General features: G+C 59.1%; 17 protein-coding genes. 10 read left to right on the top strand and 7 right to left on the bottom strand.

The genetic code is table 11. The features are described 5' to 3' along the window. Positions 1 to 45: 45 nt before the first annotated feature. The 7 genes from OSH04_RS16415 (at position 46) to OSH04_RS16445 (ending at position 8,441) form a co-directional block, all read left to right on the top strand. Positions 46 to 1,032, top strand: coding sequence for an ABC transporter permease (locus OSH04_RS16415; protein WP_009461210.1), 987 nt, complete (start codon positions 46 to 48; stop codon positions 1,030 to 1,032). Position 1,033: 1 nt separating this feature from the next. Continuing rightward, complete coding sequence (locus OSH04_RS16420; RefSeq protein WP_009461211.1) at positions 1,034 to 1,948, top strand: ABC transporter permease; 915 nt, start codon at positions 1,034 to 1,036, stop codon at positions 1,946 to 1,948. Positions 1,949 to 1,951: 3 nt separating this feature from the next. Beyond that, on the top strand, positions 1,952 to 2,926 hold the full coding sequence (locus OSH04_RS16425) for an ABC transporter ATP-binding protein (RefSeq protein ID WP_257112789.1): 975 nt from the start codon (positions 1,952 to 1,954) through the stop codon (positions 2,924 to 2,926). Next, entirely contained in the window at positions 2,923 to 3,927 is a 1,005-nt protein-coding gene (locus tag OSH04_RS16430; RefSeq protein ID WP_266108871.1) for an ABC transporter ATP-binding protein, read from the top strand. The genes OSH04_RS16425 and OSH04_RS16430 overlap by 4 nt, the downstream gene beginning before the upstream one ends. A gap of 141 nt (positions 3,928 to 4,068) precedes the next feature. After that, positions 4,069 to 4,629 (top strand): sigma-70 family RNA polymerase sigma factor, encoded by a 561-nt coding sequence (locus OSH04_RS16435; protein WP_042484893.1) that lies wholly within the window; start codon positions 4,069 to 4,071, stop codon positions 4,627 to 4,629. Positions 4,630 to 4,640: 11 nt separating this feature from the next. Next, the gene (locus tag OSH04_RS16440) at positions 4,641 to 5,648 is read left to right on the top strand and encodes a FecR domain-containing protein (RefSeq protein WP_266108872.1); all 1,008 of its coding nucleotides are present in this window, start codon (positions 4,641 to 4,643) and stop codon (positions 5,646 to 5,648) included. Between the two features lie 255 nt (positions 5,649 to 5,903). Further along, on the top strand, positions 5,904 to 8,441 hold the full coding sequence (locus OSH04_RS16445; protein ID WP_266108873.1) for a TonB-dependent siderophore receptor: 2,538 nt from the start codon (positions 5,904 to 5,906) through the stop codon (positions 8,439 to 8,441). A 242-nt stretch (positions 8,442 to 8,683) separates the two neighbouring features. On the opposite strand, the gene panD is transcribed toward OSH04_RS16445, so the two are convergent. Further along, positions 8,684 to 9,244 (bottom strand): aspartate 1-decarboxylase, encoded by a 561-nt coding sequence (panD, locus tag OSH04_RS16450; RefSeq protein WP_266108875.1) that lies wholly within the window; start codon positions 9,242 to 9,244, stop codon positions 8,684 to 8,686. A 261-nt stretch (positions 9,245 to 9,505) separates the two neighbouring features. On the opposite strand from panD, the gene OSH04_RS16455 reads away from it, so the two are divergent. After that, the gene (locus OSH04_RS16455) at positions 9,506 to 10,285 is read left to right on the top strand and encodes an ABC transporter ATP-binding protein (RefSeq protein ID WP_009461219.1); all 780 of its coding nucleotides are present in this window, start codon (positions 9,506 to 9,508) and stop codon (positions 10,283 to 10,285) included. Positions 10,286 to 10,625: 340 nt separating this feature from the next. Here the strand turns inward: OSH04_RS16455 and OSH04_RS16460 are convergent, their stop codons facing one another. Next, the gene (locus OSH04_RS16460; protein ID WP_035269337.1) at positions 10,626 to 11,243 is read right to left on the bottom strand and encodes a flavin reductase family protein; all 618 of its coding nucleotides are present in this window, start codon (positions 11,241 to 11,243) and stop codon (positions 10,626 to 10,628) included. A gap of 161 nt (positions 11,244 to 11,404) precedes the next feature. On the opposite strand from OSH04_RS16460, the gene OSH04_RS16465 reads away from it, so the two are divergent. Next, positions 11,405 to 12,382: an AraC family transcriptional regulator gene (locus OSH04_RS16465; RefSeq protein ID WP_266108877.1), complete on the top strand. Its 978-nt coding sequence runs from the start codon at positions 11,405 to 11,407 to the stop codon at positions 12,380 to 12,382. A gap of 22 nt (positions 12,383 to 12,404) precedes the next feature. On the opposite strand, the gene OSH04_RS16470 is transcribed toward OSH04_RS16465, so the two are convergent. Genes OSH04_RS16470 through OSH04_RS16490 form a run of 5 tightly spaced genes read right to left on the bottom strand, consistent with a single transcriptional unit; the run spans position 12,405 to position 17,629 of the window. After that, a complete protein-coding gene (locus OSH04_RS16470; RefSeq protein WP_266108879.1) occupies positions 12,405 to 13,997 on the bottom strand; it encodes a phytoene desaturase family protein in 1,593 nt (530 codons plus the stop codon). Between the two features lies 1 nt (position 13,998). Further along, positions 13,999 to 14,610, bottom strand: a complete 612-nt coding sequence (locus OSH04_RS16475) for a flavin reductase family protein (RefSeq protein ID WP_009461223.1) — start codon at positions 14,608 to 14,610, stop codon at positions 13,999 to 14,001. Positions 14,611 to 14,635: 25 nt separating this feature from the next. Beyond that, a complete protein-coding gene (locus OSH04_RS16480; RefSeq protein ID WP_009461224.1) occupies positions 14,636 to 15,880 on the bottom strand; it encodes a styrene monooxygenase/indole monooxygenase family protein in 1,245 nt (414 codons plus the stop codon). 56 nt (positions 15,881 to 15,936) lie between these two features. Then, positions 15,937 to 16,719, bottom strand: coding sequence for an SDR family oxidoreductase (locus OSH04_RS16485; protein ID WP_035269344.1), 783 nt, complete (start codon positions 16,717 to 16,719; stop codon positions 15,937 to 15,939). Positions 16,720 to 16,741: 22 nt separating this feature from the next. After that, on the bottom strand, positions 16,742 to 17,629 hold the full coding sequence (locus OSH04_RS16490) for a SphA family protein (protein WP_035269964.1): 888 nt from the start codon (positions 17,627 to 17,629) through the stop codon (positions 16,742 to 16,744). Between the two features lie 330 nt (positions 17,630 to 17,959). On the opposite strand from OSH04_RS16490, the gene OSH04_RS16495 reads away from it, so the two are divergent. Continuing rightward, positions 17,960 to 19,348: a DUF6056 family protein gene (locus OSH04_RS16495; protein ID WP_266108881.1), complete on the top strand. Its 1,389-nt coding sequence runs from the start codon at positions 17,960 to 17,962 to the stop codon at positions 19,346 to 19,348. Positions 19,349 to 19,490: the final 142 nt, after the last annotated feature.

A 19,490-nucleotide genomic window follows, 5' to 3' on the forward strand; every position in this document is an offset into this window, starting at 1 on the left:
GACACTGGTCGCGAGTGATCCTCGCGCTCTACCAGGAGACCGCCTATGCTGGTATTTATTATTCGCCGTCTGATCCAGGCTGTTCTGGTGATGCTGACGGTCAGCCTTCTGGCTTTTGTGCTGTTCCGCTACATTGGTGACCCGGTCACCATCATGCTGGGACAGGACGCCACCGAACAAGATCGCGTGGAACTGCGTGCCAGCCTGGGGCTGGACCAACCCGCCCCCGTGCAATTCGGACGCTTTGTGTCCCAGGCCGTACAAGGCGAATTTGGCCTGTCCCTGCGGCAAGCCCAACCGGTTTCCACCCTGCTCAAAGACCGCCTGCCTGCCACCGTAGAACTCTCCGTGGTGGCCGCCATACTGGCCTTGCTGATAGGCCTGCCACTGGGCGTGTACACCGCCTTGAAGCGTAATGGTTTCATGGCGCAAAGCATTCTGGCCTTTTCATTGCTGGGCATATCACTGCCCACCTTCCTGATCGGTATCTTGCTGATCCTGATCTTCTCCGTGCAATTGGGCTGGCTGCCCAGTTATGGCCGGGGCGAAGTCCTGAAGTTTGGCTGGTGGAGTACCGGCCTGCTTAGCTGGGACGGGATCAAGCATTTGATCCTGCCCGCCATCACGCTCTGTTTGTTCCAGCTCACGCTGATCCTGCGTCTGGTGCGCTCCGAGATGCTGGAAGTACTGCGCGCCGACTACATCAAATTTGCTCGTGCCCGTGGCCTGTCGCAACGCGCCATCCACTTTGGTCACGCTCTGAAAAACACCATGGTGCCGGTTATCACCATCACGGGGCTGCAACTGGGCGGCATCATCGCCTTTGCCATCGTGACGGAAACCGTTTTCCAATGGCCGGGCATGGGTCTGCTGTTTATCCAGGCCGTGCAATTTGCCGACATCCCCGTGATGGCGGCCTATCTCTGTCTGATTGCCCTGGTATTTGTTGTGATCAACCTGCTGGTAGACCTGCTGTACTTCCTGGTCGATCCACGTCTGCGCACCCAATTGTCGGGCGCCAAGGGGCACTAATATGTTCGCTAAATTGAAAACCGCCTGGGATAGCGATCTGGTCTGGTCCTGGCGTCACTCGCCCGTCGCCATTGCGGCCACCATCATGGCCTTGCTGCTGTTTATCGGCGCGCTGGGTGCCCGCTGGGTGGCTCCTTACGATCCCTTCGATCTGACCTCCATCGATCTGATGGATGCCTTGCTGGCCCCGGCCTGGTCGGAAAACGGGTCGCCCCAATACTGGTTGGGAACAGACAGCCAGGGGCGTGACCTGTATTCGGCCCTGTTGTACGGGACGCGCACCTCCTTGCTGATCGGTCTGGCCTCGGTAGCCTTGTCCATGGTGGTCGGTATCGTGCTGGGCCTGCTGGCCGGTTACTCCGGTGGCCGTGTGGATGCCTTCATCATGCGTGTGGCCGATGTGCAGCTGTCCTTCCCGGCCATCCTGATTGCCTTGCTGATCGACGGGGTGGCCCGTGCCGTGTTCCCCTTGAACATGCACGATGTAGTCGCCTTCCCGGTGCTGATCGGGGCGATTGCGCTGGCCGGTTGGCCGCAATATGCCCGTACCGTGCGTGGCTCCACGCTGGTGGAGAAAAACCGTGAATACGTACAGGCTGCCCGCGTGATTGGCGTGTCCTCCCCGCGCATCATGTTCAGCCATGTGCTGCCCAATGTGATGGGCCCCGTGCTGGTGCTGGCCACCGTGCATCTGGCCACCGCCATCATCACCGAAGCCACGCTGTCCTTTCTGGGCGTCGGCGTTCCGGCCACCTCGCCTTCTCTGGGCACCCTGATCCGGATCGGTAACGACTTCCTGTTCTCGGGCGAATGGTGGATCACGATTTTCCCTGGCCTGATGCTGGTGCTGCTGGTGCTGTCGGTCAACCTCCTGGGCGACTGGTTGCGTGACGCCCTGAACCCCAAATTGAGCTAAGCCATGACTGCACTCTTAACTGTCCAAGACCTGTGTGTCGAATTCCCGACCCGGCGTGGTGTGCTCCAAGCCCTGGATCATGTGTCCTTTTCCATCGCCCCCGGCGAAGTGCTGGGAGTGGTGGGGGAGTCCGGTGCCGGTAAATCCCTGACGGGTTCCTCCATTATTGGTTTGCTCGATGCCCCCGGTCGCATCAGCGGCGGCCAGATCCTGCTGGAAGGCGAGCGCATCGACAATCTGAACCAGGACCAGATGCGCAAGATTCGTGGCCGCAAGATTGGCGCGATTTTCCAGGACCCGCTGACCTCGCTGAACCCGCTCTATACCGTGGGTCATCAACTGGCTGAAACCATCGTCACGCATCTGCCCTTGTCCTGGAAACAGGCACAGGAACGCGCCATCGAATTGCTGGAAGCTACCGGCATTCCGGCAGCGCGCGAGCGTATCGACCACTATCCGCACCAGTTCTCCGGCGGCATGCGCCAACGGGTGGTGATTGCGCTGGCCCTGGCGGCCGAGCCCAAGCTGATCGTGGCGGACGAACCCACCACGGCACTGGACGTGTCCATTCAGGCGCAGATTATCGACCTGCTGAAAAAGCTCTGTCGCTCGCATGGCACCTCGGTCATGCTGATTACCCACGATATGGGGGTGATTGCCGAGACTGCCGACCGCGTGGCCGTGATGTACGCCGGTCGCATTATCGAGATCGGCCCTGTACAGGACGTGATCCAGAAACCCAGCCACCCTTATACCCGTGGCTTGATGCGTTCCATTCCCAATCTGCACGCGGGGCTGGAGCGTCTGGAACAAATCCCCGGCAGCATGCCGCGCCTGAACGCCATCCCGCCCGGCTGCGCCTTCAATCCACGCTGTGATCGTCGCTTTGATCGCTGCCTGGTCGAACGCCCCGAGCTGTTGCCTGTTCCCCCACAAACACAGGCGGCCTGTTGGCTGCATGCACAGGAGTCCGCATGAGCGCCCCTAAACAAGCCCTGGTCCAGGTCAAGGACGCTGCCTGCTGGTTCGATGTGTCCCCGCCCTTGCTGGAACGTCTGGTCTACCGCAAACCCAAGGTAAACCTGCGCGCGGTCGATGGCGTCAGCTTCACCTTGAACAAGGGTGAAACCCTGGCGCTGGTGGGTGAGTCCGGCTGCGGGAAATCCACCGTGGCCCGTCTGCTGACCGGCCTGTATTCGCTGACACGTGGCGAGATTCTGTTTGATGGCCAGTCCCTGAAAACCATGGACAAGGCCAGCCAAAAATCCATGCGCAAGCGCCGTCAGATGATTTTTCAGGACCCTTATGCCAGCCTGAATCCTCGTTGGCGCGTGGGCCGCATCATTGCAGAACCACTGGTCACCCACACGGACATGAGCCGCGCCCAGCAAGACGCCAAAGTGGCTGAGCTGCTGACGCAAGTGGGCCTGAACCCCAGCGACGCCCAGCGCTACCCGCACCAGTTCTCCGGCGGCCAGCGCCAGCGTATTTCCATTGCCCGTGCTCTGGCCCTGCAACCTGAATTCATCGTCTGTGACGAGCCGACCTCGGCGCTGGACGTGTCGGTGCAGGCACAGGTCCTGAACCTGATGAAGGATTTGCAGCGCGAACTGGGGCTGACCTATCTGTTCATCTCACACAACCTGGCCGTGGTGCATCACGTGGCCGACCGGGTTGGCGTCATGTATTTGGGCCGGATTGTGGAAATTGCGCCACGCGACGATTTGTTCGCGCAGCCTCGCCATCCCTACACCCGGATGCTGCTGGGAGCCATTCCCGACATGAGCGGGGCGGGCAAAAGTCGCATTCCGGTAGCGGGGGAAGTGCCCAACCCGCTGAACCCGCCATCAGGCTGTACCTTCCATCCACGCTGCCCGCTGGCCAATGATCGCTGCCGCCGCGAAGCCCCGGCTTTGCTGCAAACCGGGCAGCACGAAGTGGCTTGCCATGCCGTAGAAGAAGGGCGCGATCAGGCCTGATCGCTTGCGATGCCAACAGTAAAACCGCCCACGGCAACTTGCCGAATGGGCGGTTTTTTCTGATAATTGAGAATTATTCTCAGTTCTCATTGCCCGAATCTCTACCGTTTTCTGGTCGAGCAGGCACCACTGGAACGCATCATGCACAATGCCGCCTTCTCACCCGACACGGAATCGCTCTACCGGAATTACCACGGCTGGTTGCATAGCTGGCTGCGACGCAGGCTAGGTAATTCCTTTGATGCGGCCGATCTGGCCCAAGACGTTTTTGTCCGACTGCTGCAAAAACCCCGTCAATTCGGCAGCGAACCCGAAGCACGTGTGTATTTGCGGCTCATGGCCAATGGCATGTGCGTGGACTTATGGCGACGCCGTCAGATTGAACAAGCCTGGCTGGAAGAGCTGGCCAACCGCCCGGCCGCCCTGGTTCCTTCTGCCGAACACCAGGCCCTGGTGCTGGAAGCCCTGCACGAAATAGACAGCATGTTGCGGACCCTGCCTGCCAAAGTGGGCAATGCCTTTTTCATGGCCATGGCCGACGGCATGAGCAACCGGGAAATTGCAGAGGCGCTGGGCGTGTCCACACGCATGGTGCACCGATACCTTAGCCAGGCCATGCTGTGCTGCCTGAAACTGGAAGCCCGCCATACCGCCGCTGACATGCCCGTGCATCAGGCGTCCAGCCTGCCCGAGCCACGCTGATTACCCGCCCCATGAGCACTTCCGAACTGCATCCCGACGATATGCTGGAGCCCTCGTTTGACGCGCTGGAACAGGCCGCCGAATGGTTTGCCCTGTTGCGCTCGGATGAGGCCTCGGCCCAGGACCAGCAACGCTGGCAAGGCTGGCTGGCCGCTCAGGCCGAGCATCGCAAGGCCTGGCAGTACGTGGAACGCATCAGTGGCCGCTTTGAGCCGATACAAAGCAGCGACAGCCGCCAGGCTGCCGTCCAAAGCTATTGCATGGCCAACCAACGCATGGGGCGACGCCGCCAATTGTTGCTGGGTCTGGGCACGCTGGCAGGCAGCGGATTGGGCAGTTGGCTGGCTTGGCAGCATACGTCCTTGCCCGGCACAGTAATGGCCTGGTCAGCCGAGCATCGCACCGCCCGTGGTGAAGTCCACCAACTGACTTTGCCCGATGGCTCTACCGTTTGGCTCAGCTCCGACACTGCAATGAACCACGACTACCGAGGCAATCAACGGCTGCTCTCCCTGGTTCAGGGTGAAATTCTGATCGATACAGCGGCCGATCCTGCACGGCCCTTTCTGGTCGAAACCCGTCAAGGCTTGCTGCGTGCCTTGGGAACACGCTTTACGGTGCGGCTGGACGGTCAGGAGACTTTTCTGGCGGTGTATCAAGGCGCGGTACAGGTGGACACGGCAAACAAGCGCCAGCAGCACATTATCCATGCCGGTCAGCAGACACAGCTTTCGCGTACCGCGATTGCGGCTACCACTGCTGTCCTGCCCGAGCGACAAAGCTGGACCAAAGGCATCCTCGTCACCGACAACACACCCTTGATCGAGGTCGTGCGCGAATTGCAGCGCTATCGCGGCGGCCACCTTAGCGTTTCACCCGAGGCGGCCCAGCTGCCTGTGATTGGCAGCTATCCCTCCACCGATCCGGACCGGGCCTTGAGAATGCTGGAAGGGGTGCTGCCCATTCGCATCAAACGAACCCTGCCCTGGTGGGTCAGCATTGAACTTGCCGAGCACTGACCTTGATTCAGACACACATTCACGGGCATCAGCCGCCGTGCATGACAAGCCGGTTTACGGGCCTATTCAAGCGGCCCAATGCTTCAAACCGGCTATTTCCACTTTTCCGAGTTCCGCTTTTCCTTGGCGTGTTCGATATACCTGATGAGGGCATCGTTTTACCCGTCTCCTGGCACAAAACCAGAATCTGACCAGGACACATGCAAACCGGCTCGCTCTCGCCGACTACACCGCTTCCAAGGAGCAGAATTCATCATGCCCGGCTATTCCCAGCCTGTCGCCCGAGGGGCGAACTCTTTTGGTGCCATGCACTTTTTCCGACCCGGTTTCAAACTAAGCCCCTTGGCCTGCGTGCTGCAACTTGCCCTGGCCAGCGGTGCATTGAGCCTGGCAAGCTGGCATCCTCAAGCCCACGCCCAAACGATCAACAGTGCGTCTGCCAAACAACAAAGCTACAGCATTCCAGCGGGCCCCTTGAGCACAGCGCTGGCTCGCTTTGCAAGCGCATCCGGCGTACTGGTCGCTGGAGCCGGTGAGCTGGCCAGGGACAGAAACAGCCCAGGCGTTTCCGGCACGTTTTCGCCCCAGGCCGCGCTGGATGCACTGTTGGCCGGTACTGGCCTGACTGCTGTTGCCAGCTCGGATGGCAGCTACCATCTGCGCCAAGTCCCAGAGGCACCTGCCGGTGACGTCACCCAGCTGAGCACCGTAACCGTACGGGGACGACTCGATCCCAGAACCGAAGGCACAGGCAGCTACACCAACGCATCGGCAAGCTCGGCCACGCGCATGAACCTGACTGCACGTGAAACCCCGCAGTCGGTCAGCGTGATCACGCGCCAGCGGCTCGACGACCAGGGTTTGCTCACGCTTAATGACGCACTCAAGCAGGCCACCGGCGTCAAGGTACAAGAAGGCGAAGTGCTGGGCACGACTTATCAGGTCCGCGGCTTCTCGCTGGATACGGCACAGCTTGACGGCGTGCCTGTCTCGCTGGGCGCAGGCGGCTCGGAAGCGGCCGCCGACATGGCCATCTACGATCGCGTGGAAGTGGTACGCGGCGCGGCGGGTCTGTTGCAGGGGGCCGGCAACCCGGGCGGCACGCTCAATCTGGTGCGCAAGCAACCCACCCGTGAATTTGCCGCCAGCGGCAGCGCGATGGTGGGATCGTGGAACAGCTACCGTGTGGAAGCCGACGTCTCCAGTCCGCTCAACCACAGCGGTGATCTGCGCGGGCGGGTGGTGGCCGTGCACGACGACCGCGACTCCTTCGTGGATCACGTCAAGGAACGCAAGGAAGTGCTGTATGGCGCCTTGCAATACGACTTCACTCCCTCGATCACGGCCACCGTGGGGGTGGACCATCAGCGCACCAAGGGTACGCCCAACGGCACTGGCGTCGTCTTCTTTGACGATGGCGGCGATCTCGAACTGCCACGCAGCACTTACCTGGGTGCCGACTGGAACCACCGGGCCACCCGCAGCACCACCGTGTTCGGCGACCTGACCTGGGAGATGGACAACGGCTGGCAGACCAAGCTGTCGGCCAACCGCCAGCACTACGACGTAGACACGGTGTTTCTGTCCGCCTCGGGCGCGGGCGTGGACCGCAACACGCACCAAGGCCCACTCCTGAACTACGCACGAGCCAGCAGCCTGAACCGCACCCAGACCAGCGTGGACCTGTACGCCTCGGGCCCATTCTCCTTGCTGGGCCGCAAGCATGAGCTGGTAGTAGGTGCGAACATGCGCCGCAATCCCACCGAAACCGACCAGGTGCCGCTGCGTGAATACGCCAGCATTCGGCCCGATGTCTTTAACTGGGACCCCACCTCGCTGCCTCCGCCCAATATTGGGCCCTATGAATCGCGCACCGCCACCATCACCAAGCAGTCGGGCATCTATACCGCTGCTCGTCTAAGCCTTGCCGATCCGCTTACCTTGATCGTGGGTGGTCGTTGGAGCTGGTGGGACTACAGCAGCGACAGCACCAATCTGCTCACCGGCGCCAACACGGCCTCCTCGAGCTACAAGGTCAGTGGCGAGTTCACACCGTACGCCGGTCTGATATTCGATCTGAACGATAACTACTCGCTGTACGCCAGCTATACCGACGTGTTCCGTCCGCAAAACGCCATCGATCGCAACGGCTCCTTGCTCAAGCCCATCGTGGGTGCCAACTACGAGGCGGGTATCAAGGGTGAATTCCAGGATGGCCGCGTGCAGGCTTCGCTGGCGGCCTTCCGTATCGAAGAAACCAACCGCGCCCAGACCGATCTGGACGGCCCCAAACCGTGCCCCTATACCACCAGCGACTACTGCTCGATTGCCGCAGGCAAAGTGCGCAGCGAAGGGATTGAGGCGGAGTTGACAGGTGAACTGGCCCCAGGCTGGAATCTGACGGCTGGCTATACCTACAACACCACCAAGTACGTGAAAGATGCGGCCAACCAGGGCAAGCCCTTCAACACGCGCACGCCAGAACATATGTTCAAGCTCTTTACCTCTTACCGCCTGCCCGGCTCGTTGCGCCAGTGGACAGTGGGGGGTGGCTTCACGTGGCAGACCAAATTCCTGTACGAGAACACGGCCGGCACGATCCGTATCGAGCAAAATCCTTACGCCGTGGCTGATCTGATGGTGCGCTACGACTTCACGCCCAAGGTTTCAGCCACCCTCAACCTGAACAACGTGTTCGACAAGAAGTACTACCGTTATATTGCCCACGAACGCGCCTACAACTACTACGGCGACCCACGCAACGTGATGCTGACGCTGCGCGCCCAATATTGACGCTGAACGTGATGAACAAGGTACTCAAGCGCTCTGATCGCAGCGCTCTGGGTATCTTGTGATCTGACGATACGCTGCACTACGGCGCTGCACCAAATGCCATATTCAGGCTTGAGCGCCAGAAGTCATTGGGCCACGAACGGGCTAAATGCAAAAAACGCGGAGTTTGCTGCCAGAGGCAGTGAACACCGCGTTTTTTAATAAAGCCATCAGCGGGCCTGATGCGGCCCGGTGACATTCAATCAGTTCTGGTTCGCAGGTGCGAAATCGGCCAGGTGGCAGGACAGGATGTCGGCAATGGCACGATCATCCAGGCCACGAGAGCGCAGGTCTGCGGACAGGGCGTCCACATCCACACGGGCCAGTGGGCGCTCTGCACCGCGAGGGCGGTCGTCGCGAACCACGCGGAAGTCGTAATCGCGCCGGGCGGTCTTGGCCACTTCGTAGTGCATGACTTCATCCACTTCGTTTTCCGGCGTGAAGGTCAGCACGGTAGGGCGCAGGGAATACAGGTCTTCGGAGTTCATCACGTATTCGGTTGCGCAGATGATGACGGTGTCGCCCTTTTGACAGGTACGGGCCGCCGCGCCGTTCAGGACCACACAGCGCGAGCCGGGTTCACCGAAGATCACGTAGGTAGAAATACGGGCGCCACTGTCCTTATTCCAGATTTCCACAAACTCCATGGGTAAAATGCCCGCTTGTTCGCAGATTTCAGGATCCAGTGTGATCGAGCCGTGATAGTTCAAGTCGGCACCGGTCACCTTGATACCATGCAGCTTGGCACGGACCACTTTTTTCATGACAACACTCTCTAGAAACAGGTCCCCTGTAACGGACACCTAAGCTTGGCTAAAACGCGGCTTGCGCTGCGCCCTTAGCCCGATCAGGGCTGCGGGAAAGACTGCATCATAAACCCAGAAATGCGCGCAAATCCGTTTAGACCCACAGATTTGTACGGGAAAACCACAGCATCAATGATTTGCCTGACGGCCAGTCTGTGCTGTAATCCCCTCTGCCGCGTCGCGCCGGTCTTTTTTATTTTCAATACGATACCGTTTTCCATGCCCAACCTGCTCATCGAGAATATTCACAAACGCTATGGTTCCCTGGAGGTCCTCAAGGGAGTCTCTCTCAGCGCGGAGCCGGGCGATGTCATCAGCCTGATCGGGTCCAGTGGTTCGGGCAAAAGTACGTTTCTGCGTTGCATCAACTTTCTGGAAACGCCCAATTCCGGCCGTATCGTCATCAAGGGCGAGGAACTGAAAACCCGTCTGGACCCCAAAACGGACGAACTGGTTGCGGTAGATAAACAACAGCTCAAGCGCCTGCGCACCAGCCTGGCCATGGTGTTCCAGCACTTCAATCTGTGGTCCCACATGACGGTGCTGGAAAACATTACCGCCACGCCCATTCATGTACAGGGCATGGACAAGGCGCAGGCCATTGCCAAAGCGGAGCTGTATCTGGACAAGGTAGGCCTGTCGCGCGATCTGGCCAAACAATACCCGGCCTTCTTGTCTGGCGGCCAGCAGCAGCGCGTGGCAATTGCCCGGGCGCTGGCGCTGGAACCTGAAGTGATGCTGTTTGACGAGCCAACCTCGGCACTGGACCCCGAGCGTGTGGGCGAGGTTCTGCGCGTTATGCAGAATTTGGCCGAAGAAGGGCGCACGATGGTGGTGGTTACCCACGAAATGAGCTTTGCGCGCAACGTCTCCAGCAAGGTGGTGTATCTGCACGAAGGTCAAATCGAGGAAGAAGGCCCGCCAGAAGAAGTGCTGGTGTCACCACGCAGCCCTCGTTTGGCGCAATTTCTGGCGGCGGGCGGTTCGTCCAAGGGCTAAGGTGCCCGCCTACGGCGCGCAATACGGATTGACGGGTCTGTGACTGGCTATCTGCCCCTTGGGTCGATCGGATCGACCAGTCACCGAGCAATCGCGAAGCAGTAGGTTCGCCAAGCCTGCCAGGATGCGACACGACGGAAACATCGAAAAGCCGGATCGCCGGGCCGCCGGATCGCCGGATCGCCAGACAGCCGAATGTATATCAGCAGGTAAAACAGCCCAAAGACTTCGGCCACACTCTGAGCAGACATAAAGCAAACGGCGCCTTGCGGCGCCGTTATGCATTTGCAACCATCCTAATGAAGCCGCCAACCAGCGGCTTCTGACTACAGCCCTGCTATCAGGACTTGGGACGTGGCATATCAAACAAGGCCAAGTCCGTAATCTCAAAGTAATCGCCAGGACCACCACCACGCAGAATCGGACGTGGGATCGCGGTACGGTAAATGCCGTCCACGATGCTGTTGGGCGACACATGCACACCTACCACTTCGCCCAGCACCATCCAGGTGTTCAGATCCTTACCTTCCGAGTCTTTCAGCTGAAAGTGCGTCGTCACCTTGCACTCCAGCGAGGCATGGCTCTCGCCCACGCGGGGGGCATCAATCAGGCGGGAATCCACAGGCGTCAGGCCCGCGACTTCAAACTCGCGCACATCTTGTTCCAGGCTGGTCATGTTCATGGGTTCGGCCAGATCACGGGTAGCCAGGTTCCAGGTAAAGACGCCGGTTTCAATTGCGTTACGCACGCTGTCTTTGTAGCCCACGCTGGAAAAAGCGATGACAGGCGGGCGATAGTTGAACACGTTGCAGAAGCTGTATGGAGCCAGGTTCAGCACACCTTCCTTGCTTTTGGTGCCAATCCAGCCGATGACACGGGGACCCACAATAGAACTGATCGGGTCGTGGCGCAGTCCATGGCCTTGTGTGGGTTCGTAGAAGTGAAAGTCTTTCTGCACGGTTCTCTCTGTTAATAAACACAACAAACTAAACGGGACTGCGGGAAATCCCGGTGGCCCACTGATATACTTTACAACTAAAATAAAGCCGCTGCAAACCGTTGAAACTCAAGGTTTTACGTATCCTTCCTGCCTTTCAGAACCATCTAGGCACATGAAACATGGAAAATAAGCCCGATCACTGGGCACGTGTAGCTTCTGCTGACCTGGAACACGTGCGCAAATCTGTCAGCGATATGTTCAAGTCGCACCAGCTCAAGCAGCTACGTGCCGATCAGACCCTGCAAACCCGGCTGCGTCACGCCCAGTTTGGTCAGGTCGCCTTGAGCCGCCTGGGCTATGGCGCCGACGTACACATACAACCTGAACACCTGGCCGGTTTCTACCTGGTCCAGATGCCCCAATACGGCACCGCCAAAATTCGCTGCGGTGGCCAAACCGTGGACTCCAGTCCCTACGCCGCCACGATCCTGAATCCCAACGAGGATGTGGACATGGTCTGGCACGCCAATAATGAGCAATTAATGCTCAAGATAGACCGCAATCTGGTGGAACAGGCTGCCCGTGGCATGGGCCTGGACGTAGGCCCGCAAGGTTTGCTGTTTCCGGTACGCCTGGAGGCGCATACCCAGCCTTCCTGGCAAATCATGCTGCGCTACGTGCTGGACTGTGCACGCAACTACGAAGACATTCGCCGCTCGCCGTTGATTATCAACCAGCTGGAGCAATTGGCGGTGACAACCTTGCTGGATCTGCACCCGCCGACTCAGATTCAGGCCCTGAACCCCACTCGCATCCTGCCGCGCCATTTGAAGAAAGTAGCCAGCCATTTGCATGAGCAGGCTCATTTGCCGGTCACGGTAGACGAACTCAGCACCATTGCGGGCGTGAGCTCCCGCACCTTGCAGCAAGCCTTCCGAGACCACTACGGCGTCAGCCCCATGCAGTACCTGCGTCAGGTTCGTCTGGACCGTCTGCGCCACGAACTGATCCATTCCAACGAACCTCACCTGACGCTGGCCGACCTGGCCATGCGCTGGGGCTTTGCACACCAGGGCCGTTTCAGCGCCGAATACCGCAGCCGCTTTGGCGAAACGCCTAGCGAGACCCTGCAACGAGTGCGCGGCGGCCAGCACTAAGCTGACCGCCTCACCCGTCCTCTCACCCCTTCAAGATACGCTGGGCTGCCAGATAGCCGGATTGACCACCCAGGCCAGGGCCTGGATGCACCGACGCACCAATTTGATGCAGATTGCGCCAGGGCGTGGTGCCACTGCGCGCGTTCTTGTGTCCTGCAAAAGGACGCATGAAAAAGAACTGATCCGGTGAGCACACCCCGCTATACGGATCGCCCCCCACCAGATTCATGTTCAAGGCTTCCAGATCCGCCGGGCTGACACTACGACGCCCGATAATCTTGGCAGCCAGGCCAGGCATGACGGTTTCCAGACGGGCCTGAACGCGATCGGCCATCGCCTCGCGCACGGCTTCGTTCCAGCGTCCATCCGCTGGCACAGGAATCTCGCCCGCTTCATCGCCTTTGATGTGACGCGGCAGCTCCTGCATTTGTACCCATAGAATCCAGTGCCCTTCCAGTGCACGAGTCACATCCACCGCCACCGGCTGGCCCACGGCCAAGGTCGGTTTGGCAGGCAGATAGCCATTGCTGGCCGTCACCACCGAAGAGCACACCTGCTCCATGCTTTCCGTCACATGCACCATAGGGACATGGCGCAGTTCCGGGTCAAGCCAGTCGGGCGGGGAATTCAAGGCAAAGTGTATCTGCATGCCGCCCCGACCATAGTGATAATCCTGGGCGGACTTCAACAGCTCGGGTTCTACTTCCGGCAACAAGTCGCCGTACAGCTGACCGGGCGTCACATTGCAGACCACCGCACGGCGGGCCAGATAGCGCTGCGTACCCACACACACGCCGGTGGCTTTATTGCCTTCCACCAGCACGCGATCCACATGGGAATTGGTCAGTACCACCCCACCTGCTTCTTCAATAATGCGGGTAAAGGCTTTCACAATCTGATAACTGCCACCTTTGACGACAGGCATACCGCCACTGACCACGGCACTGAACGTCAGCTTGCCGATCAGGGCCGAGCTGGCTTCATCCGGGCCCAGGCCGCTATGCAATACCCAGGGCGCAATCATGGCGCGGGCCAGGTCGCTGCGCAGTTCGCGCATGGCCCAGCGCCGAAAGCTTTCCAGCGCTTGCGAGCCAAAGGACATCAAGCCATCCAGACCCCGTTCGCGCCAGGCACCAAAGGCCAGTTTGGCCATGGGCCAACGGTAAGGCTCACCGCCCAGCAAGCCAAATACCAAACCGGCATCCGGGCCAAACATGCGAGCCGCCATGGCACCCAAGGCATCGCCTTCACCCGGCATCAAGTCATTGAAGCGACGTACGGTGTCGTCCATATCCTGACGCAAGGCCAGCGACGGGCCACCAGGAATGGCCAGACCCGTGCTGTATTCGCCTTTGACAAACTCCAGACCGGCTTTGGCCAAGGGTTCAGCCAAAGTGGCATAGGATGCACCGCCCATGAACAAGGGATACCAACTGGACAGAACATCATGGGTAAAACCGGGGAACAGCTCTTGCGTACGGATGCAGCCCCCGGCCACCGCATTGCGCTCCAGCACTGTCACCGACAAGCCACGTTGGGCCAACAAGGCGGCACAGGTCAGGGAGTTCATCCCGCTGCCGACAATGACTACATCAGCGCTGTGCGCATCACTCATTTCAACGGTCTCCGCTAGGCGTGGTCAGGTTGGCGAAACGGCCACGGTGAAACACCGCAGGCTCGTGTTCGGTCAGCGTGGTGTGGCGCACCACACGGCCAATAAACAAGGTGTGGTCGCCACCTTCATGCTGACGGTAGTTCTCGCACACAAAGGTCGCCACACAGTCGTCCAGCAAAGGCACGCCTTCTTCACCATCCACATGCGAGACCAGGGCAAACTTGTCCTTGACCTGGGAGTTGGCAAACCCCAGGGCCACGGGCACTTGTTCCTGGCTGATCACGTTGATCGCAAAGTGGCTGCACTTCTCGAAAATTTCCAGGCTGGGCGAGTGATTCACCAGGCTCCACATCACCAGGGGCGGCTCCAGCGACAGGGACGTAAAGGAGTTGATGGTCAGACCCACCGCCCGGCCATCGGGACAACGAGTCGTGACAATGGCCACACCCGTTGGAAAATGGCCCAGTGCCTGGCGAAACGCACGGCTATCGACCACATTCAGATTGGACGGTGTGGGTTTGGCGTCAGCGGCTGCCAACGCTTGGGCAGACACGGCCTGCCGCTGGGCAGCGGTTTGGGACGAGGAGTCTTGCAGCGTTGCGGTGGGGGTCATGATACGTCTCCTTGAATACTATCTATCAGGCAGCCACAGATTGGCTGCGAGTCTTCTCGATCAATGCCTGAGCGGCACTCAGATCTTCCCAGGCCGGGAACAGAACCGGTGGGTGGTTGAAACTGTTGGCCAGGAAATGAGCCAGGGCGGGCGATTGCTGAGCCGAGGTCAACAAGGCAAAAGAAGAGTCGGTTGGTGGCTTCAACATGGAGTTGGTCCAGCGCACCACCAGATTGGCGTAATCCCAGTAACGCTCGAACGTTTCCTGCATCCAGTTACGGTCAAACGCGCCTTCACCACGTTGCAAAATGCTGTCCAGATACACTTGGGCGGCTTTGGCGGCGTTGTTGGAACCTTGGCCGGTAATGGGGTCGTTCACGACCACGGCATCACCCAGACCCAGCACCATGCGGCCCGAAGGCAGCGTCAGCACAGGTTTACGAACTGTGGGAGGGAAAGCACCGGACAGGTAACCCTGAGCGTCAGTCAGTTCCACATTACGGGCACGATCGCCTTCCCAAGGCAGGAATTCGCGCAGGAAAGAAACGCTTTGCTCCAAATGAGCTTCGGGCGTCTTGGCATCGCGGAAACGATCCAGTGGGCCACCGGGCACGCCTTCGAACACCATGATGTCGCAGGGACCGGACAGAGTCAGCGAGGGGAACACAAAGTATTCGCCCACACCGGGGATGAAGTTAAAGGACACGCGCGAGTATTCAGGCGTAGGCTCCAGACCATGTACATAGGTCAGGGCCAGGGCGCGCTGAGGCTTGTCGTACATGGAACGCTGATCGTCACGCTCGAACAACTTGACCACTTCGCCTTTACCGGCAGCCAGCATGGTCAGGTCGTACTCCTGGGTGATGCGCTCCAGTTCGGCCACGCCCACATCTTCCATGATCAGCTTGCCGCCACGCTGCTCGAACAGTTCCAGCCAGTAAGGCATTTTCACGCGCTGGTCAGTTGCCTGGGCTTCACGATCCAGACGGCCGCTCCAGTCCACGGCTTTGGTGTCAGGCTGTTCAGGGTTGGGCAGAGCAAAGCCAATGCCTTGTACAGGCGGGCATTCGTCGTCCCAGAAATTCAGGCCCAGACGGCGCTCTACGTCCAGCGCCTCGGCAAACATGCACTGGCTGGACATCACGCGGCCACCACGAACATCGTCGGGGCTGCGGTTGGTGAAAACGGCTACGTCGTAGCCCTTGGCCAAAAGACCGAATGCAACGGGCATGCCAGCCTGGCCAGCGCCCACAATAGCAACTTTACGCATGATTTTTTCCTTCTGAGGGAGCTAAGGACGCCACTGCGGCGGCGTCCTGGTTTTTCTTATTCAGCCAATTTGGGAATGGCGGGTACACCTTGCTCGGGTCCCATGGCCGAGTAGCCGCCATCCACGGCGTAATCGGCACCGGTCACGAAACTGGCGGAATCCGAGAGCAGGAAGGACACGACTTCGCCCACTTCCTGGGGATCGCCCACGCGGCCCAGCATGTGAAATGCCGAGGCCACGCGGTCGGTCTTGGCACGGTCACCGCCCGTCAGCTCGTCCATCACGCGCGACCAGATCCAGCCGGGCGAGACCGAGTTCACGCGGATACCGTCTGGAGCAAAGTCCAGCGCCATGCTGCGTGTCAGTTGCAACAAGGCAGCCTTGGAGACCGGGTACAACCAGCGCCCGGTTTGAGCAATCGAGGAGGAGATCGACGTGAAGTTGACGATGGAACCACCACGCGGCAACAAGGGACGCACCGCCTTGGCCGCCTGCACGGCGCTAACCAGGTTGATGTCCAGAGCCTTGAGCCAGTCAGCACGGCTGGACGCCATGCCTTCATCCAGATAGGAACAGGCCAGATTGACCAGACCATCCACACGGCCAAAATGCGCCTGCACCTGCTCGATGGCGGCATTCAGGCTGTCATCGCTGGTAATGTCCACTTCCCAGAATTTGGCTTTGGCGGCATCGTTGCCTACGGCTTTCTGGCCACCTGCGGCATCAATATCAAACACGGCCACACGTGCGCCGTAGCCCATCAGCACCTCGACCACACCTGCGCCTACACGCGTTGCGCCGCCGGTAACGATGACTACCTTATCCTTCAGTCCTTTCATGTCGCTCTCCTGCCGCGGGCCCTTAGAACGGAACCGCTACTTTTACAAAAAATTGTTTTCCTTCGGGACGACCACGTACGCCCAGATCCTGCTGGTACTTGGCCGTAATCAGCAGACCCTTGTCATTGGCATAACGCAGGCTGGGACCAATGGCGAAGGCACGAGCCTTGCTGTCACCGGCCATGGGGCCACGGTCGCTTTCAATCTGTTGATAGGCGTAACCACCCACACCCAGCACCAGCCCATTGCCAAAGCCCCAACCCACGGCGTAATCGGCGTGAATGGCTTTACCCGTACGCGTTTCGGTGTCGCTGTTGCGGAAGTTGAAGTCCACCATCATCTTCAAATCCAGGTTGATGCCGCTGGGCTGCATGTAGCTGAACGCAGCAGCGGGCTGAATGGCCCAGTAGTTGCGGCCCAGGTTGGCGCTGTCGGTCACTTTATAGCGGCCAGTCGGGGCAACAAAGTCCACTCCCAGGATGTAGTGCATCTTCTCGCTGGGGTGAAAGCCCAAGGCCGGACCAAACACCACGTCACCCAGACCGCTACGGCGCTGGGACTGACCGGCGGCCTGTGCCTTGACGGTCAGCAAGGGAGCCAGGGCGTGGAACGCCAATTGGCCGCCAAACACCTGCTGGTCCGTCACCCAGACCAGACGCGGCGCAACCATTGCCACATCGACCTTGAAGTCAGGAATAGGCAACTTGTCGCCGTTCTTGTCACGCACCGAGTCGTAACGCATGGCACCGCCGTACATCAGCAAGTGCACTCCGGGTGGCGGCAGGGCACCACTCATGAAGTTTTCCAAACCATCGGGATAAATAGGCAGGCCGTTGCCCTCAATGGCACAGGCCGGGCCTGCGCCCAATACCCCTGCACCCAGAACCACTGCTGCTATTTTTTTATTGATGTCCCCCACGTCCGTTCTCCTTTTGTTTTTTAGGTATGACGATGGAGCCAATGGTAGAAGTGCTCTTTTTGTCGGTATATCCACTTTGCGCAGCGCCTAGCCAATAAGCGCAAGAAGCCGCAAAAGCAGGGAAAACCCCGATTTGGTTTAGATTTAAAGGATGACGATCAGTAAGGCCGTTAAACGCTGTGTTTCAACGGGTATCTGAGATAATTCCTCGCTTCCCACCCAGTAAATAATCAATATCACCTGGGCCTGAACACCCAGGACGGCGAGCGATGTGTAATACCGTCGTCGTGGACCTGGCCACAAACACGCCGCTTCATCTCGATGAGCCCAACTCTCTCTTTTGCTGAATCCCGATTCAGCCAGCCTTTGCTTGGCCGCCGTTTTGGTGCCTCGGCCTTTATTACTTTTGCGGTGCTGGCCGTGATGGCTACGTGGGCCATTTATTGGCTCACCCCCATGATCTCGGACGACTTCAATTACGCCAACAAAGGCATTGCATGGACGTCGATCAAGCAACATTATCTGCAATGGAGCGGTCGTCTGGTCTCGGATACGCTCTCCAGCGCCATGCTCACGCTGGCTCCGGGATGGCTGAAAGCCACACTGAATACAGCGGCCCTGTTTGGCCTGGTCACGGTACTGACAGCACTGGGGGCCCAACTGGCCGGACGAGCCTTGCGCCCGTCTTTACTGCTGCTGGTGTTCACCTTGTATTGGCTGGTCAACCCCCATCTGGGGCAAACCACATTCTGGTTGGTAGGCGCCGCCAACTACCTGTGGCCCAATCTGTTCAACTTTGGTTTTGTGCTGGCCTTTATTTACTACTTGCAAAAGGGCAAGCCCTCTGTGATCACAGGCTTGGCGCTCTGCCTTCTGGGCCTACTGGCCGGTTGTTCCAATGAAAACACCGGCATTATCAGCTGGTGTTTGCTGGCGTATCTGGGCCTAAGGCACTTTCAGCGCACAGGTTCGCTCGGTTCATGGCATCTGGTTTGGTTGCTCTGTATGGGGCTGGGAGTCGCCGTGCTGGTCCTGGCGCCGGGCAATCAAGCACGCGCAGAGGTCTTTGCTCATTGGTATGACCAGCCTTTCTTATGGCGCATTGGGGAGCATTTTGGTCGTCGTTTCCCGGACGCCCTATTGCGGTACTGGGGGGTGATTCTAGTGATGCTGGTTTGGCGCTTTGCCATAGGGCCTGCGTCTTCTGAATCTGTACGCCGGGCAATGTGGCTGCTCATTGGCGCATCACTTCTGGCCAATGCCATTCTGGTTCTGGCACCTAATATCCCCAAGCGAGCCTTGAATGGCGGCTTGATGTATCTGCTGGTGGCCTTGTCTATTTACGGACATGATTTATTGGCGCAAGGGCAACGCGCTATACCTATGCAGCGCAACCTGTTAGTAACCTTGGGGGCCTGCGGCACGCTATGGCTGGTATCCAGCGGATTAATGCTGCGCAGCTATCACGGCACCTGGGAGCAGGATCAGGTACGACGCGCTATCTTGGCCGATGCCCACAAGCATCAGCGTCATCACGTAAAACTACCCAAGTATTTTTTCCTGCCCACGTTGCGTTCGCGGGATCGCTTCGATATGCACTTTGACCCCAAAGCCATGGCCCGATACTTCCGCAGCAAGGCGGTGATCAATGAATATGCCGTCAATCAGCACTATGACCTGGAGACGGGGGCTCCTCCAGCCAAGCCTTAGAGCGATTACGCTGTTAGTAGATGACTGCTCCGATACCTCAGCCCAACCGCACAGGCTACTAATTTGCCCCCCCTCGGACTATGAAAAGAACCGCCTTTTAGCCATGTCTGTTTCTTGACGATGCCTGGTGAAAATCAATAGT

Source organism: Alcaligenes nematophilus, assembly GCF_026344155.1.
GTDB classification, from domain to species: Bacteria; Pseudomonadota; Gammaproteobacteria; order Burkholderiales; family Burkholderiaceae_B; genus Alcaligenes; species Alcaligenes phenolicus.